Here is a 16,004-nt window from a genome sequence, read left to right as displayed (position 1 = left end):
GGGAGAACAGATTCAATATTGACCTCAATGAGGAGAAACACGTGCTGAGACGAACTTCAATTTTCGCACCACTCCTATTCTTGGTATTTCCCCTATTCACATTGCTTTCTTTCAACGTTGTCAGCACTCCGCTGACTTGGCTTGATAAAACGTTTGTCGAAAATGCATTTTACGATGTTGCGCTCCAACATGAATACTCCCAGGGTAATAAACCTCTCGCCAAATGGAAACAGCCAATCAACATATGGGTCGATCACCGAGTCGGCGATAAAGCACTGCATCAAGAGCTGACAGAGCTTCATATCCAACACTTATCTGAAGTCACCCAGCATCCGATAACAATCGTCAGTAAAGAGTCCGAAGCGAACGTTAAATGGATATACACGAGGCAGAGTCAGTGGGTATCTGAGGCGAAATCGGTGCTCAAGCTCAAATCAACTCAGCATTTAAATAGCGCCATCTGCACGGCGGGCTATCGAACCAATTCTAAAGGTGAGATTGTATACGCTGGGATTGTGATTCCCGTAGATCAGGCAAGATCGCAAGGTAAGCTGATCGCCTGTATCGTAGAAGAGATCACACAGGTTCTAGGCCTACCGAATGATTCAGATAAAGCCTACCCTTCTATTTTCAACGACCACACACCAGAAGACTTATTATCACCCTTAGATGTGTTGCTACTGCAACTACTGTATGAACCAGAATTGATAGCTGGAATGACAAAACCTGAAGTAAAACCGATCGTTCGAAAGATACTCAAGAGATACAGCAAAACAGGTGTGCTTCAGCAAGCTTCTAAAGCCGCACAGCAAGCGCCTTTGTATCAGTTGATTGGGTATTGACGAATATACGTTGAAACAGCTTAGATGGGATAATTGAATGATAGCGCTGCCTAAGAAAGGCAACGCTGACTTACGATGTTACTATATTCGAAAGAACTAGCGCTTAGCGGCCTGCTTTTTCAATTCGAAGTCGAATTCATCAGGGAACAGGATAACGCCTTCTTCTTGCTCGTTCGGGAATACTACAACAGCAAGTTCATCGTCTTCTAGACCGTTCGTCCAACGACTGTGCCACTTGTTTAGCGAAATAGACTCAGCTTTACACTCAGACCAATCACCCGTTGCCCATGACTCTGCGAACTCTTGGTTTGGCCATACTGGAACACAGTCTTCATCTTCTGTGTTCAGCATTACACAACCGTGTTCATCGGTTAAGATCCATACTTCACGGTTTGCTACGATTTCTTTCACACAGTATTTTAGGCGTTGCTCGCCCGTATACTTGTTGATTTCAGCGATTTTTTTATCGTCTAGCTGTGTAGTCATCTTAATTTCCTACTTTAGTCAGTAACTTTGCTCTCAAAGCTATTTTATGCCGAGTGCTTTTAACTTCAAACATTATCGATGAAGAAGAAAGTCTACTTCAAAGAAAAACGCCTGCTAAAGTAGCAGGCGTTTATTATTAAGTAACTTGATTAAACAAGCTCACCTTGCAGCCAAGGCCAGCCTTGCTTCTTACGGCTTAGTGTATTTTCCATCATCAATACGCCGTCTTTCTCGTGCTTAACCAATTTCTCAGCCCACTCACCTTTGTAAAGAAGGCGAGTTTGCGCAGTAGTGATGTCAGTTAGCATTACCGCAGCAAATGCTAGACCATCTTTCTCACAACGCTCTTCAAGATCAGCTTCTAGCGCTTCGATCATGCCGTCTACTTGCTCAAGAGTCGCAAGTTCAACTTGACCAACAACAACATCACGACCGTTAAATGGGTAGCCTTTAAGGTCTTTTTCTACTAGCTGTGCAGCAGATAGGCCTTCAATGTTTGTTTTAGCGATTAGAAGTGCTTTGATGAAAGCATCAACGTCTGTTACGCCAGCGATTTCAGCAAGCTCAGCAACGGCGTCTTTGTCTTTTTGAGTACATGTTGGAGAAGCGAAACCAACTGTGTCTGAAAGAATTGCAGACATCATTAGTTTAGCGATTTGTTGAGAGATTGCGTGACCTTCAATCTTGAACATGTTGAAAAGTACAGTGTTTGTACAACCAACAGGCCAGATCCAAGCTTCCATTGGGTTTACTGTCATCACGTCGCCTAGACGGTGGTGATCGACAATACCTACGATCTCTGCATCAGCAACATCATCCGGTGCTTGTGCTAGGTCTGAGTAGTCTACTAGCCAGATTTTTTCACCAGCAACAGAAGTACGAAGCTCTGGCTTTTCAGCACCAGCAACTTCTAGAATGTGTTGAGTTTCGCGGTTGATCTCGCCTTGGCGAATTGGTGTCGCTTCCTCGCCACGAGCTTTAAGAAGCTCTGTTGCAACTAACGCACTACAAATACTGTCACTATCAGGGTTTTTGTGACCAACAACTAAAATCATGTTTCTTCCTATTACACTAACAATTATGACTCTACCTTTAGAGCCTCTCTTTATTAGCCATACTTTACCTCATTTTTTTAGATTGGTCATGTTTCGTGGGTTTAGCCAATAGTAACAATAGATAAAAAAACAACAAATGCAATTGATAATTATTATCATTCGTATATATTTATCTTAAGCCACTAATTTTGAGTAACACCTATGGATCGACTAATCTCTTTTTTGCCAAGCAGTAGCGCTGCGAAAACAACTCAGTTTTCACTGTCATTTAAGCGCCTGCTTTTGCCTATCTCACTTTCAGCTTTAGTCGCGGTTCCTGCCACGCGAGAATTGACGGTCACCACCTTGTCAGATGCTTTCTGGGCGGTGTCTTGTTATGTCGCTTTAACCTTGGCTATTTACCACTGGTTAAGCCTGTACATCAACAAAGATAACGTCTTCAATAAACTCGTCCATCAATCTCGTTCGAATCAAGTGGTGTTTGCTGCGCTAATGGGTGCATTACCTGGTTGTGGTGGTGCGATAGTCGTTACTACGCAATTTATATCCGGTAAGCTCGGGTTTGGTGCGGTTGTTGCCGTTCTTGTCTCCACCATGGGTGATGCCGCCTTCCTATTAATCGCGAGCGAACCTAAAACAGGTTTAGCCATGATGGCAATGGGCGTGATTGTCGGTACAGCGTCAGGCAGAGTCATTAACCTGTTCCATGCGGATGATTTTTTACGCCCAAAACAGGCTGAACAAAATGAAGCAGTTCTCAGTTGCTCATCTCAATCCCAAGACAAAGAAGCTGTTTCTAAAAAAGCGATCAACCTACAGGGCTACCTATGGTCTGTACTGATTATTCCTGGCGCTGCAGTGGCGCTACTTGTCTCTTTTCAAGTGGATGTGAATGAGTTGCTCGCTTTGCCCGAAATGTCGATGGAATGGGCAGGAACTATTTTGCTGATTAGCTCGATGTTTCTATGGGGGCTGACTCGTGAAATTGAAGATTACAAATCAGTCGTAAGTGAAGACGAGAAATGTGTAGGCTCTCATCCACTACAAAAAACGGCTCAAGATACTAACTTCGTTACTGCATGGGTGGTGGTTGCCTTTCTTTTCTTTGAATTTGGCTCAGTGCTAGCAAATGTGGACTTTACGACGCTATTTTCAAGTTGGGGGATCATGCTCCCCCTCGCGGGCGTATTGATGGGATTGCTACCGGGCTGTGGGCCGCAATTATTGGTCACTAGCTTGTACCTTTCCGGCGCACTGCCACTTTCGGCTCAGGTAGGTAACGCCATTTCTAACGACGGTGACGCATTATTTCCTGCGATTGCGATGGCACCTAAAGCAGCGCTTGTCGCGACGGTGTACTCCAGTGTCCCCGCTTTGATTTGTGCATACGGTTATTGGTTTATGTTTGAGATCTAACTTGAGTAGATTTAACTCCATAGGCTTCTGTAAGGTCGGTACTTTGTATCGGCCTTTTTGTTCCCGTCAGCCTAAGTCTTTCCACAGTTTTTTTCCCTTCCCTTCCTGCTTCACTGTTTCTACTACTGCTCTCAAACAGCACGTTACAGCCTGTATCAAAAATGCCCTCTATTAGCCCTGTACAATGCTTATTTAGAAACACCAACACAGACATCTAAAATACAAAAAGCCCCTGTAAGAGTACTTACAGGGGCTTAATTCAAGCTTTAATCTTGGTTCTTAGGTACAAGACTTAAGAAACTTCGATTGGACCACCGAATGAAGTTACTGGAGGCAATTTGCCTTGGAACTTCTCGAAGTTAACCAAACACGTGTTTGCTGACGTTGCTTGAGCAAGTTCAGACGTACCAATATCTTGAGTTAGTGTGTTTGGATCGCCGTATGTATCTAACGCGCCCACTTTCTCGTTGATCGGACCGTACCAAGCACCTTCTTCGATACGAACAACACCAGGAGCATAGCTATCCATTAGAACAGCACCCGCTAGCAGTTGACCACGGTCGTTGAACACACGTACTACATCGCCATCTTTGATACCTTTCTTCTTAGCATCTACTGGGTTGATGTAGATTGGCTCACGGCCTTGTACTGCGTAAGTCGCACGCCACTCTTCAGACTCACACATCTGAGAGTGAAGACGCTTGTCTGGGTGACAAGATTGTAGCCAGTACGGATGTTTGTCAGAGCCTGGACCACCGTGTGAACGTTCAGATTTCTCAAACCACATAGGGTGTTCTTGACAGTGCTCGTAACCCATGTTGCCAACAGTACGGCTTGTAATTTCGATGAAACCAGAAGGCGTACCTAGTGCGTTGATCTCTGGATCTTCACGGAATGAAGCGTGACGAGTCCATGGCTTACCTTTACCGAAGTCTAGGAAACCTTTCTCCCAGAACTCAGCAAACTCAGGCATTTCGAAGCTGCCTTCGTTTGATGCACGACATTCGTCATACAGAGATTTAACCCACTGCATTTCGTCCATACCACGCGTATAATCGTCGTAACGACCCCAACGCTTAGTTAGGCTAGACATAATCTCGAAGTCAGTTTTAGACTGGAACAGAGGATCGACTAGTTTGTGCATCGCGATCAAACCACGACCAGAGTACGCGCCGTAACCATCAATATCGTTACGTTCCCACTGAGTACATGCAGGAAGCACGATATCAGAGTGACGACAAGTTGCAGTCCAAGCGAAATCAACAGCCACTACAGTTTGTAGGCTCTTGAATGCTTTACGCATCTTGTTGCGATCTTGGTGGTGGTGCCACGGGTTGTTACCACTGAATACCATCATCTTAATATCTGGTAGCGTTACAGTAGAACCGTTCGCTTTGATCTTCTTACCAGGCTCTAACAAGCTATCTACCCAGCGAGCAACCGGAATTACGCGGCTGTAACCGTTGTAATCTGTGTTGGTATGCTTAGGCGATTGACCTTGGTCGATGTTCAATGGGAATGAACCCGGAGCAGCGAAGCCAGTTGAAGATACACCGATACCTGAGTAGTGGTGACCGTAAGAGATACCGCCGCCTGGAAGACCAATTTGGCCAACCATTGCTGCAATAACGGCACACATCCAGTAAGGCTGCTCACCGTGTTCTTGACGTTGGATACTCCAACCAACAAGAATCTGTGTACGACCGTTAACCAGCATCTTAGCGAAATCACGAATTGAGTCCGCGCTTGCGCCACAGATAGCGGAAGCCCATTCCGGAGTCTTCTCAACTTTATCTTTCGTTTCACCTTGAACGTACTTGATGAAGTCTTCAAAACCTAGACAGTAAGTATCGATGAACTTCTTGTCGTATAGGCCTTCGTTGTAAAGAACGTGAGCAACACCCAGCATGAACGCCACATCAGTTTGTGGGTTGATGTACATTTGCTCGTTTTCTAAGTAACGGCCTGTTTTATTTTGAACAGGGTCAACAGAAACAACGTTGATCTCTTTCTTAGCAACTTTCTCTTTCAGCTGTTCTAGGTATGCGAACGACTCGTGAGTCTCACATGTCCAACCTACTTGCAGGTTTTTCACTGGATCGTTACCCCAAAGAACAATGTTGTCACTGTTTTCTAGGATGAGTTCCCAAGATGTCCCTTGCGCGTAAACTTCAGTAGAACCTAGCACGTAAGGCATGATCGTTTGACCAGCACCTGTTGAGTAGTCACCGATTTTCTTCACAGAGTAACCGTGAAGTGCCATTGCACGTTGCATGTGGTTAGTACAACTGTGGAACTGACCTGTTTGTCTCCAACCAGTTTGACCTGTGTGAAGCGCCCATGGACCGTAATCTTTCTGTACGCGCTCTAATTCGCGGTAAACAAGGTCTAGTGCCTCGTCCCAAGTCACACGAATGAAGCGGTTGTTACCACGCGTGTCTGCGCTGTACTTGTGCTTCTTCAACCAATCTAGGCGAACCATTGGGTAACGCACACGAGATGGGCTGTAGATAATACCTTTGATACCTTTCAACATCTCCGTTGGATGTTGATCGATTTCGAGAGGCTTAATTTCTTGTACTTTACCCGCATAAACACGAGCTCGGAATGCCCCCCAGTGAGAACCAGAGACTTTCCACGTACCATCAGTTTCTGCTGCTGAAGCCGACGCTGACGCCAATAAGCTTGGGCCAATAACAGATGCCGCACTTGTAGTAGCGACACCTTTCAGAAAACTTCTTCTTGTAATTGCCATTGTGTTACTCCAATTGACGTCTTATTAGTGATGGCCTTCAGAAAAATCTGATGAGTGCTTCTGTAGATACTTAAGAACAAGTGCTTCTGTATCTGTATCGAAGTTAACGAATGCGATCATACCATCTAGCATGCCTACCCAACTGTTAGCACTAAAGTGAGCTTCATCAGGTTGTGAGTGACAAGTTGAGCAGTTGGTTTGATACGCTTGACCAGCAGCGTTCCAGATTGGCCCAAAATCATCAACCATAGACTCTTTCTTCATCCAAAGTGCTAGGTTAACTTCCTCCCACGGTAGGCCCGTTAGCTCATCTTCTTTCTTCTCACCAACAGTGATTACGTCACTTTGTGAGACTTCTTTCGTCAAGATTGCCGTTGAGATGTTCATACCGAAGTCTTCTTGGATGACACGTCCGAAGCCTTTCGCTTTACGCCAACCGTCGATTTGAATCTTGATCATGTCACCTTTTTCATCGATCACGGCTACTTTACTCGCTGGGCTGAGCAGGCCCGCTTCAACTTCAGCCGTTTCATCCGTGTACATTGGAAGGTGACGGATTGAGATAACCTCATTACCTTCAGAGTAAGACGTGCTGCTCGCAACGTTTTCTAGTTCACCCACGATACCACTTGCCGATTCCATATCTAATGGAAGGTTGTGTGCGATACCTTTGTGACAGTCAACACAGCTTTGGTCACGCTCTGCCGCGTTCTTCATTTGGATACGCGCTGTTGGGCGCATGTTTTCGAAATCCATTGAATCGTAGTTGTGGCAGTTTTTACATTCTAGAGATTTGTTCGAAGAGAAACGATCCCATTCATGCTTAGCCAACTCAATACGACGAGCTTCGAATTTCTCAGGTGTATCTAGGTCACCAAATACCTGAGCGAATACTTCTTTAGATGCTTGCATCTTACGAGCAATTTTTGCTGTCCATTCATGTGGAACGTGACAGTCAGGACAAGTCGCGCGTACACCAGATGTGTTTTTCCAGTGAACCGTTTCTTGAAGTTCTACGTATACATTATCACGCATGGTGTGACAGCTCACACAAAACTCTTCTGTGTTTGTTGCTTCTAACGCAGTGTTAAAACCACCCCAGAAAATAACACCGGCGATAAAGCCACCCATTGTTAGTACACCAAGACTGATGTGTACTGCTGGGCGAGTCATTGTGCGCCATAATTTCACTAAAAATGATTTCATGTTTAGCTCTCTTAAATATTGGTTTAAAAAAAGTTGTTACTAGAGGGCATTACATGCCGCCGTGAGCACCAGGAGGTCCGAATACGAATACTTGTAGTGCCCAAACTATGAAGCCGTAACCGCCTACAAAAGCCACACTTAATATTGGAAAGAGAACCACCGCAATGAAGAGGAATGACTTCCACTCCAACGAGCGTTTTTCGCCAGTTTCAATTTTTTTAACATCACTCATACATTTTGCCTATTTTGTATTTAGTAATTTCGAGTAACCCATTCTATGGGGCTAAAGTTCTTGAGTATCTAACAACAAATTTTAGACCATACTCAAAGTAGGGTTCAATCAAATCTCCCCTTATAACCCTTGCTAATCAATACTTTTTTGAGCTCATCCAAACTTGTTTTTAGTTAAACAAAGTTATTAAAAAGTATTAACAAATGTGAAGAATTAAGTATATTTCACAAATGTTAAAATCCAACATTTATGCAACCGCACTGTAACTAACTTTAACGTTTTACCTACTAAGTAGTAGCCAAAAAAGCCTCAAACAACCAATATTTTGTACTTTGCTTGTTAAATAATTGAGCATTTTTTGAATCGACGGGTTTGAAGCTGAAATGCATCATTTGGCACTTTCAGATATGATGGAGGCCTACTTAAAAGGAAGCACTATGCAAGACGTTATTGATATATCTTGGTGGCAGTTGTTATTCTTCAGTTCACTTCTCTTGCTGCCCATTGCCATCAACCACAAGCTGAAACTCGGCCTTGGAAAAGAAGCCTCTATTAGTATCATTCGCATGGTTATTCAGCTGTTTCTTGTGGGTCTTTACCTAGAGTATTTGTTTACTTTGAATAGTTTATGGGTCAATTTGTTGTGGTTACTCGTTATGATCGTAGTGGGAGCGAGCTCGATTGTTGAAAAGTCGAAGCTACCTAAGAACCTACTTTTAGCACCGGTCATTGTGAGCCTTACGGTCACTTGTGTTCCTATTGTCTTGTTTATTTGCTTTTTCATCATTCAGCCGACACCTGTTTTCAACGCGCAATACCTTATTCCCATTGCTGGTATGTTATTGGGTAATAGTTTAAGCAGTAATATAGTGGCATTGCAGAATTTGTTTGGTGCTTTTGAAACGCAGAAATCAGAATATGAAGCGGCAATCGCATTAGGCGCGTCTCCAACCTATGCTGCTGCACCTTTTGTGCGCAATGCGATACAGAAAGCGATGTCTCCAATTATGGCCTCTATGGCGACCACAGGCTTAGTGACACTACCTGGAATGATGACAGGTCAGATTTTGGGTGGCGCTTCGCCAATGATCGCGATTAAATATCAACTGATGATCATGCTGGCGATTTTCGTGATGATGAGCTGCTCTCTGGCACTGGCTCTTCACCTTTCATTGAAGACTACTTTAACAAAAGAAGGTCGAGTCCTTGCTCAGGTAAAGCCAGAGCACTGACCTCCCCCCAACCAAGAAACTGGTTACTCACTGAATTTGATACAGGTTATCCACAGAAAATGTGGATAACCAAAAACACCACGATCCTTTTTTGTCCATTTTAACCACTGGAAAGATCATTGTTATTGAACCTTGCTTTATTTCAAAGACATATGTCCATATCTTGATTAGCGCTGTTAAGTCTTTAAATGATCATTAGAGAAATAAAGAAGTAGGTTTTCCACAAATAAAAAAGCGCCATTAGGCGCTTTCAACTCAATGATAACAAATACACAAAATTAGTTATGCTAAACCGAAGGCTCAATCTCTTCTTCTGATGATTGCTCTAAAGCCGCATCTTCAAGATTAGATTCAACGTTAGAAGGTACTATGTCAGCATCGCTTTCATTGGCCATTTTACCACCTAAGCTTTTCAAACTGTCCACCAACTCTTCCAAGCTTTTTATATGATCATCACTTTTGGTAATCTGCTCATCTAATAGCTCATTATGTTTGGTCGCCTCAGACAGTTGTTGTACCTGCTGCTGATTCTGACTTTCTAACTTAGCTAACTGCTCGGTCAAAGCTTCGATCTCAGATTTCAACAACGAGGTCATGTCTAAGCTCTTTAGTGCTTTAACGCTCTCTACAATCTTCTGAGATTGTTGACGCAACCCAACATCGCGGTAATCTTCATCATTCACTACTTGCGAAATGCTTAATAGCTGATTCTCAGCATTCAAAACGGATTGTTCGAACTTATCCCCTTTCACGCTCGCGAGCATTTTTACTTCATGAGCGACACTGCGCACGTGGTTCAACTCAAACTCCGCAGCATGAACCGCGTCTTCAATGATCGACTTTTCACGTGGGCTTGCTTTCACTTGATTTTCGGCCAACACGATTCGAGAAGTCGCTTTAGCAAACGTTAATGGAACAACGTCATCAAAGTCTTCATCCTCTAAGAACTCTAATTCGTCCTTCAAAGGTTCGATGTATTTCTTATGCGCGACTTTTATTTCTAATAAACGAGCATTATTGAGAAATTCCACCTGCGCTTCTTGAGCGTCTTCAAGTTCATCAACGAGTACGTATTCAAATAATTCGCTGTATTCTGAATACAACGTCTTATAGCGCGATGTAAACATGGTATCTGCACCAAGAAACTTAAGGTACTCCATTTGCGCTATCGAATCGGCAAGTACTCGATCCGCTTTTGTCTTTAATACTAAAATCGAGTCATAGTTTGATTTGATCACAGCAATTTTTTCATCAAAAGCTTCGGCATACGTTAAACTCGAAAAAATCGAATAACTCTGAGTGAGCCGAGACTTGTCTTTCAGTAGGTCCGCATAAATGCTTTCAGCATCATCCCATGCGTCTAACAGTTCATTGTAATTCTCTGGAGCATAGAGAGACAACTGCGCATAGTCTTCAAGCTTCGCTTCCCACTCGGAGTAAACGCTTTCGACAGAATGAAAAGAACGGATCTCGACTGTTGACCCATTATTGTTGTTTGTGGTTTGATTCGCTTCTGTCTGCTCGGAAGGTGTACTCTGACACCCTGCGATAGCAAATAGCATACTAACAACTAATGCTACTTTGTTCGCTCTCACTGATGCATATCCTTTTTTATACAATATTCGCTCAATGCAATATATTTCTAGCCTCAATATATTACAACCACTTAGCAATAAACATCACCGATGACTCAACCGAGCAAAAATAACCCAACATCACCAAAACAAACCCATCAATCGGCGATTAATCACCCAATTTCGTGTCACTTATCAATTCTTTTTATTTACTATTGATTGAGCTGAGAATGCGCACTAAGGTGAGGATAGAGAACGTTATCAATATAGGTTAATTATGAAGTACAACGCTGAACATATTGCTGATTTAAACCTCCTTCTTCAATTTGATGTAAGTAGCGCCGCTACTGGTATTAAAGTTCATCAAGAGGCTGCTCAAGAAACTCAAGACGCCGTTAAGCGTCTATTCGAAAAGAATCTTTGTACTCAACCAGACGGCGGTTACCTAACTGATGAAGGTATTGAGATGGCTGAGCGCGCAGACAAACTCATTCGCGTACTAAACTAAAGTTCCATTGTTCCAATAAAAACTCCACTTGCCTCGGCCGTGGAGTTTTTTCATTTTTGGGCAAAGGTTTGTTAGGCTTATACCAATCACAGTAATTGACTAAGCAGCAATAGCGTACGAAAAAGCTTGGTCACCCGTTAGTTACTACGGTTGATATTATTGTAAATCCATAACTTACAGTTGTGAGGAACACATGGCTTCTATATTTATAGTCGGTGCGGGATGGGTAGGTGCACCTTTATCTGAGCATCTAGAGAAACATGGTAACCGAGTGGTGGTTACGAAAACGACCCAAGCAGGAGCTGACGCGATTGGCCGCGATCGTATTCCCTGTGAAGTATTTCGGTTTGACTCATCACAGGCAGAGCAAACTGTCGGTCAACTTTATTCGCTGTTACTCGAAAACAATGCCGAGATTGTGATTGGTAGCTTCCCTCCTGGCTTTAGAAAAGGTGCAGGCCAACAGTATGCCGATTACTGGAAACAGCTAACCCAAGCTTGTCAGAAGGCAAACGTTAAGAAGCTCATTATGGTTAGCTCAACGACGGTGTACCCAACCAAACCTGGGGTACTAAAAGAGGAAGATGCCTCACTCACCCTTGCCATTTCAGACGACGAACAAACGTATTCATTTTCCGATAACGCACGAGTTATGCTGCAAGCAGAACAATTGGTGATAGATTCCAGCATCGACTACACCATTTTACGTTTTAGTGGGTTGATTGGGCCTAGTCGTCATCCATCAAGGTTTGCAAGTAAACTGAAACAGGTCAGTACCCAAGCCCCAGCCAATATGCTCCACCTTGACGATGCTATTGGTGCTATCGACTTCGCCATTAACCAGCTACACAATGAAGTTGTTAATGTGACCACCCCAAATACTGTAAGTAAGGCGGAGTTTTATGCCGCAGCACTGAAAAGCGCCAACAGCAGCGAGCCTCTACCACCAGTTGTCGATACACCCGACAAGCTGATCTCATCGAAAAAAATTCTCGACTTAGGTTATTCGTTTAAATTCGAATCCACATTGGATGCACTTCATGACTGAACTATCTACAGCGAAGAAAGATCCCAGCATTAAACTACACCGCGCGATCGACACCCTTTGGAATTTTATGTCTATGGGTCACAAGGTAAAGCCTTCTGACTGTATTTTTGTTTTGTGCAGTAATGATACTCGTGTGGCTGAATACGCATCTGAGCTTTATCACAAAAAAATAGCACCTTATATCGTTTTTTCTGGCGGTGTGGGACGCTTTACCGAAGAGGTTTTTGAGCGCTCAGAAGCCGAAACATTTGCGGCTATCGCAAGAGATTGTGGCGTACCCGACTCAGACATTATTATAGAGAAATACGCAACCAATACGGGTGAAAATGTACGCTTTACTTACGAGTTACTCAAACAACGCGGGCTATCACCAAAGCGACTTACCTTGGTACAGAAACCCTTTATGGAGAAACGTACTTACGCTACTTTCAGTAAACAATGGCCTGACGAAGCTTCGGAACTCACTGTGACTTCACAATGGAGAAATTGGGACGATTATTATAATGAAGAGCTGTCATTAGATATGGTGTTAGGCGCGTTAATTGCCGATTTTGAGAGAATAAAATTATACCCAATCCAGGGGTTTCAGATTGAGATGCCTATTCCCAACGATGTTGATCACGCCTATCGAGCATTGAAAAAATTGGGCTTCGAATAATACCAATCACAGTAAGTGATCATAAATAGCGCAGGAGCAAAGCTGACATTTTCGAGTGTTTAGCAAGCTAGAGTGACCCGTTATTTACGACGATTGATATAAAGCAGAATTAGTAGTTCAATAAGTAAAACGGTGGCTCTTGGCCACCGTTTTTAGTTTTAACAACACCGATTAAAGAGCCGCTTATTTTCCTAATGCTTCTTTATAATGCTGACGGCAAGCAGAAACATATTGGTCATTACCACCAATGGAAACTTGGTCACCTTCAGCAATAGCCACCCCGTGCTCATCAGTACGAATCACCATGTTCGCTTTTCGGCCACAGTGGCAAATCGTTTTTAGTTCTACGAGTTTATCGGCCCAAGATAATAAGTAACGGCTACCTTCAAATAACTCCCCCAGAAAGTCAGTACGTAAACCGTAGCAAAGTACTGGGATATGCAGTTTATCGACCACTTCAGTTAATTGGTACACCTGCTCTTTCGATAAGAACTGGCACTCATCGATCAATACACAGTGGCGTTTTTCTATTTCGTTTAGCTCTTGAACCGCATTAAACAAATTCGTGTCATTCATAAAAAGTTGAGCTTCAGATTGCAGACCAATTCGTGAGCTCACTTTACCAATGCCATAGCGATCGTCTAACGCTGCAGTAAAGATCACTGGCGTCATACCACGCTCTTGGTAGTTGAATGAAGATTGAAGAAGCGTTGTTGATTTACCCGCATTCATTGCCGAGTAATAAAAATACATCTGAGCCACAGAAATATTCCTGTTAGGTAAAGGAGAAATAAAAGAGTTTTTGCTTAAAAAAAAGGGCTGACAATCAGCCCTCTCTATATAGAATTTACTTGCGACGCCATGTCGTCCCTTCTGGACCATCTTCCAGAACAATACCCAACTCGTTCAATTTATCACGTGCAAGGTCGGCGTTCACCCAATCCTTAGAAGCACGGGAATCATTACGCAGTTTGATTAATGCTTCGATTTCAGCGACTTCCTCATCATTATCCACTGCATTACCTTTTAGGAAAGCTTCTGGGTCTTGGTGAAGAATACCAATGATGTCCGCTAATTCACGCATCAACGCACCAAGAGCGCTGGCTTTCTCGATACTTTCAGTCTTAATACGGTTAATGTCGCGAGCCATTTCGAACAATACTGAATACGCTTCAGGAGTGTTGAAATCATCGTTCATCGCTGTCGAGAATCGAGTTACATACTCTTCACCACCAGCAGGAGCTGCCGTTAAATCTAAGCCACGAAGTGACGTATATAAACGCTCTAGTGAAGCTCGTGCTTGGTTCAGATTATCTTCACTGTAGTTAAGTTGGCTACGGTAGTGACCAGACATTAAGAAGTAACGAACCGTTTCAGCATCGTAATGTGCTAATACATCACGAATAGTGAAGAAGTTACCTAACGACTTAGACATCTTTTCTTTGTCTACCATCACCATACCACTGTGCATCCAAGTATTTACATACTGAGTGCCATGCGCACAGCAAGATTGCGCGATTTCATTTTCGTGGTGAGGAAATTGTAAATCTGAACCACCGCCGTGGATATCAAAATGATTACCAAGTATAGAAGAGTTCATTGCTGAACATTCAATGTGCCAACCTGGACGACCAGGGCCCCATGGCGATTCCCATGTTGGTTCACCTGGCTTAGACATTTTCCAAAGCACAAAGTCTAATGGGCTACGTTTTGCAGAATCAACGTCTACACGAGCACCGGCTTGAAGCTGCTCAAGATCTTGCTTAGACAATTTGCCGTACTCGTCAAACTTCTTCACTTCAAACATCACATCACCGTTGCTTGCTACATAAGCAAAACCACGTTGAATTAGTTTTTCTACTAGCTCGACAATTTCAGTGATGAATTCTGTGGCACGAGGCTCAACATCTGGGCGTTTCATGTTCAAAGCATCAAAATCAGCATACATTTCATTGATCAGACGCTCAGTAAGAGAATCACAAGACTCACCGTTCTCGTTAGCACGCTTGATGATTTTGTCATCGATATCTGTGATGTTACGAACAAAGTTCAAATCGTAACCAAGGTAACGCAGGTACCGAGTTACGACGTCAAAAGAGACGAACGTACGGCCATGACCAATGTGACAGAGATCGTAGATGGTTACCCCACAGACATACATGCCGACTTTACCGGCTGTAATTGGCTTGAATTCCTCTTTCTGTCTTGTGAGTGTGTTATAAATTTTCAGCATGATCTCTATCTATATTTGTGTATTAATCAAAATAAGACAGCAAGTATATCAATTCATGCGTTATTAGGTAATCCCCCAAAGCAGTAATTAGCTTAAACAATCCAGTTAAGTGAATGATTTGGTGATTTGAAAGTCAGCCAACATGCGCTAGAATTCGAACTTCATATTAAAAAGACAGTAAGGTAACAATCATGATCATCCTTCACACAAATTTTGGTGACATCAAAGTTCAACTTAACGAAGAAAAAGCACCAGAAACAAGCGCAAACTTCCTACAGTATTGCCGTGACGGTTTCTACGACAACACGCTATTCCACCGTGTTATCGATGGTTTCATGATTCAAGGCGGCGGTATGACTTCTGGCCTTAAAGAAAAAGCGACTCGCGCAACAATCAAGAACGAAGCAAACAACGGCCTAACTAACAAAGTAGGTACACTTGCAATGGCTCGTACTATGGAACCGCATTCAGCGAGCTCTCAGTTCTTTATCAACGTAAACGACAACTCTTTCCTTAACTTCCGTAGCGAAAGCTTAGACGGCTGGGGTTACTGTGTATTTGCTGAAGTTGTTGAAGGCATGGACATCGTAAACAAGATTAAAGGTGTGAGCACTGGCTCTATGGGCATGCACCAAGATGTACCTCTAGAAGAAGTGATCATCACTGGTACTACAATCGAAGCTTAATTCATCGCTTTCGGTTAGAGCGTGTTGCTCTCGAATTAAATATGACCGAGAAAGCTCAACACGCTCTAGTATG

The 16,004-nt window shown here is 43.2% G+C and carries 15 protein-coding genes; 7 read left to right on the top strand and 8 right to left on the bottom strand.

All coding sequences use genetic code 11. From position 1 onward, the window contains the following. Positions 1 to 41: 41 nt before the first annotated feature. On the top strand, positions 42 to 842 hold the full coding sequence (locus WR49_RS09400; RefSeq protein ID WP_443083152.1) for a DUF2927 domain-containing protein: 801 nt from the start codon (positions 42 to 44) through the stop codon (positions 840 to 842). 96 nt (positions 843 to 938) lie between these two features. Here WR49_RS09400 and WR49_RS09395 read toward each other — a convergent pair whose 3' ends face one another. Together WR49_RS09395 and WR49_RS09390 are read right to left on the bottom strand one after the other, a co-directional pair. Further along, on the bottom strand, positions 939 to 1,328 hold the full coding sequence (locus WR49_RS09395) for a DUF2750 domain-containing protein (RefSeq protein ID WP_004734596.1): 390 nt from the start codon (positions 1,326 to 1,328) through the stop codon (positions 939 to 941). Positions 1,329 to 1,477: 149 nt separating this feature from the next. Next, positions 1,478 to 2,383, bottom strand: coding sequence for a manganese-dependent inorganic pyrophosphatase (locus WR49_RS09390; protein WP_017060302.1), 906 nt, complete (start codon positions 2,381 to 2,383; stop codon positions 1,478 to 1,480). Between the two features lie 201 nt (positions 2,384 to 2,584). Between WR49_RS09390 and WR49_RS09385 the strand changes: the two genes are divergently transcribed. Continuing rightward, positions 2,585 to 3,799, top strand: coding sequence for a putative manganese transporter (locus WR49_RS09385; protein ID WP_046223826.1), 1,215 nt, complete (start codon positions 2,585 to 2,587; stop codon positions 3,797 to 3,799). A 292-nt stretch (positions 3,800 to 4,091) separates the two neighbouring features. Here WR49_RS09385 and torA read toward each other — a convergent pair whose 3' ends face one another. The 3 genes from torA to torE are packed head-to-tail and all read right to left on the bottom strand — an operon-like array spanning position 4,092 to position 7,992. After that, complete coding sequence (gene torA, locus WR49_RS09380) at positions 4,092 to 6,554, bottom strand: trimethylamine-N-oxide reductase TorA (protein WP_046223825.1); 2,463 nt, start codon at positions 6,552 to 6,554, stop codon at positions 4,092 to 4,094. 24 nt (positions 6,555 to 6,578) lie between these two features. After that, positions 6,579 to 7,760 (bottom strand): pentaheme c-type cytochrome TorC, encoded by a 1,182-nt coding sequence (gene torC / locus WR49_RS09375; RefSeq protein ID WP_046223824.1) that lies wholly within the window; start codon positions 7,758 to 7,760, stop codon positions 6,579 to 6,581. Between the two features lie 49 nt (positions 7,761 to 7,809). Then, positions 7,810 to 7,992, bottom strand: coding sequence for a trimethylamine N-oxide reductase system protein TorE (torE, locus tag WR49_RS09370; RefSeq protein WP_010440051.1), 183 nt, complete (start codon positions 7,990 to 7,992; stop codon positions 7,810 to 7,812). A 437-nt stretch (positions 7,993 to 8,429) separates the two neighbouring features. Here torE and WR49_RS09365 point away from each other — a divergent pair, with 437 nt between their 5' ends. Next, positions 8,430 to 9,224 carry an ABC transporter permease gene (locus WR49_RS09365; protein WP_046223823.1) on the top strand — a complete coding sequence of 265 codons (795 nt, stop codon included), beginning with the start codon at positions 8,430 to 8,432 and terminating at the stop codon, positions 9,222 to 9,224. Positions 9,225 to 9,511: 287 nt separating this feature from the next. On the opposite strand, the gene WR49_RS09360 is transcribed toward WR49_RS09365, so the two are convergent. Next, complete coding sequence (locus tag WR49_RS09360) at positions 9,512 to 10,819, bottom strand: hypothetical protein (protein ID WP_046223822.1); 1,308 nt, start codon at positions 10,817 to 10,819, stop codon at positions 9,512 to 9,514. 256 nt (positions 10,820 to 11,075) lie between these two features. On the opposite strand from WR49_RS09360, the gene WR49_RS09355 reads away from it, so the two are divergent. From WR49_RS09355 to WR49_RS09345, 3 genes are all read left to right on the top strand, one after another. Further along, positions 11,076 to 11,306 carry a TIGR02647 family protein gene (locus tag WR49_RS09355; RefSeq protein WP_010440041.1) on the top strand — a complete coding sequence of 77 codons (231 nt, stop codon included), beginning with the start codon at positions 11,076 to 11,078 and terminating at the stop codon, positions 11,304 to 11,306. A gap of 193 nt (positions 11,307 to 11,499) precedes the next feature. Then, on the top strand, positions 11,500 to 12,354 hold the full coding sequence (locus tag WR49_RS09350; RefSeq protein ID WP_046223821.1) for an NAD(P)H-binding protein: 855 nt from the start codon (positions 11,500 to 11,502) through the stop codon (positions 12,352 to 12,354). Continuing rightward, complete coding sequence (locus tag WR49_RS09345) at positions 12,347 to 13,012, top strand: YdcF family protein (protein ID WP_046223820.1); 666 nt, start codon at positions 12,347 to 12,349, stop codon at positions 13,010 to 13,012. The genes WR49_RS09350 and WR49_RS09345 overlap by 8 nt, the downstream gene beginning before the upstream one ends. Before the next feature lie 183 nt (positions 13,013 to 13,195). Here the strand turns inward: WR49_RS09345 and WR49_RS09340 are convergent, their stop codons facing one another. After that, entirely contained in the window at positions 13,196 to 13,774 is a 579-nt protein-coding gene (locus WR49_RS09340; RefSeq protein ID WP_017057078.1) for a thymidine kinase, read from the bottom strand. A gap of 85 nt (positions 13,775 to 13,859) precedes the next feature. Beyond that, on the bottom strand, positions 13,860 to 15,245 hold the full coding sequence (gene cysS, locus WR49_RS09335; protein ID WP_046223819.1) for a cysteine--tRNA ligase: 1,386 nt from the start codon (positions 15,243 to 15,245) through the stop codon (positions 13,860 to 13,862). 191 nt (positions 15,246 to 15,436) lie between these two features. Between cysS and WR49_RS09330 the strand changes: the two genes are divergently transcribed. Then, entirely contained in the window at positions 15,437 to 15,931 is a 495-nt protein-coding gene (locus WR49_RS09330) for a peptidylprolyl isomerase (protein ID WP_017057076.1), read from the top strand. Positions 15,932 to 16,004: the final 73 nt, after the last annotated feature.

Source organism: Vibrio sp. ECSMB14106 (assembly GCF_000972265.1).
In the GTDB taxonomy this organism is placed as follows: domain Bacteria; phylum Pseudomonadota; class Gammaproteobacteria; order Enterobacterales; family Vibrionaceae; genus Vibrio; species Vibrio kanaloae.
Note: the sequence above shows the minus strand (reverse complement) of the source record. Positions and strands in the feature narration are given on the sequence as shown.

Bases quoted from the DNA above. Each gene is read 5' to 3' on its own strand.
- WR49_RS09395 (WP_004734596.1), bottom strand. From the start codon at position 1,328: ATGACTACACAGCTAGACGATAAAAAAATCGCTGAAATCAACAAGTAT.
- WR49_RS09390 (WP_017060302.1), bottom strand. From the start codon at position 2,383: ATGATTTTAGTTGTTGGTCACAAAAACCCTGATAGTGACAGTATTTGT.
- WR49_RS09385 (WP_046223826.1), top strand. From the start codon at position 2,585: ATGGATCGACTAATCTCTTTTTTGCCAAGCAGTAGCGCTGCGAAAACA.
- torA (WP_046223825.1), bottom strand. From the start codon at position 6,554: ATGGCAATTACAAGAAGAAGTTTTCTGAAAGGTGTCGCTACTACAAGT.
- torC (WP_046223824.1), bottom strand. From the start codon at position 7,760: ATGAAATCATTTTTAGTGAAATTATGGCGCACAATGACTCGCCCAGCA.
- torE (WP_010440051.1), bottom strand. From the start codon at position 7,992: ATGAGTGATGTTAAAAAAATTGAAACTGGCGAAAAACGCTCGTTGGAG.
- WR49_RS09365 (WP_046223823.1), top strand. From the start codon at position 8,430: ATGCAAGACGTTATTGATATATCTTGGTGGCAGTTGTTATTCTTCAGT.
- WR49_RS09355 (WP_010440041.1), top strand. From the start codon at position 11,076: ATGAAGTACAACGCTGAACATATTGCTGATTTAAACCTCCTTCTTCAA.
- WR49_RS09350 (WP_046223821.1), top strand. From the start codon at position 11,500: ATGGCTTCTATATTTATAGTCGGTGCGGGATGGGTAGGTGCACCTTTA.
- WR49_RS09345 (WP_046223820.1), top strand. From the start codon at position 12,347: ATGACTGAACTATCTACAGCGAAGAAAGATCCCAGCATTAAACTACAC.
- cysS (WP_046223819.1), bottom strand. From the start codon at position 15,245: ATGCTGAAAATTTATAACACACTCACAAGACAGAAAGAGGAATTCAAG.
- WR49_RS09330 (WP_017057076.1), top strand. From the start codon at position 15,437: ATGATCATCCTTCACACAAATTTTGGTGACATCAAAGTTCAACTTAAC.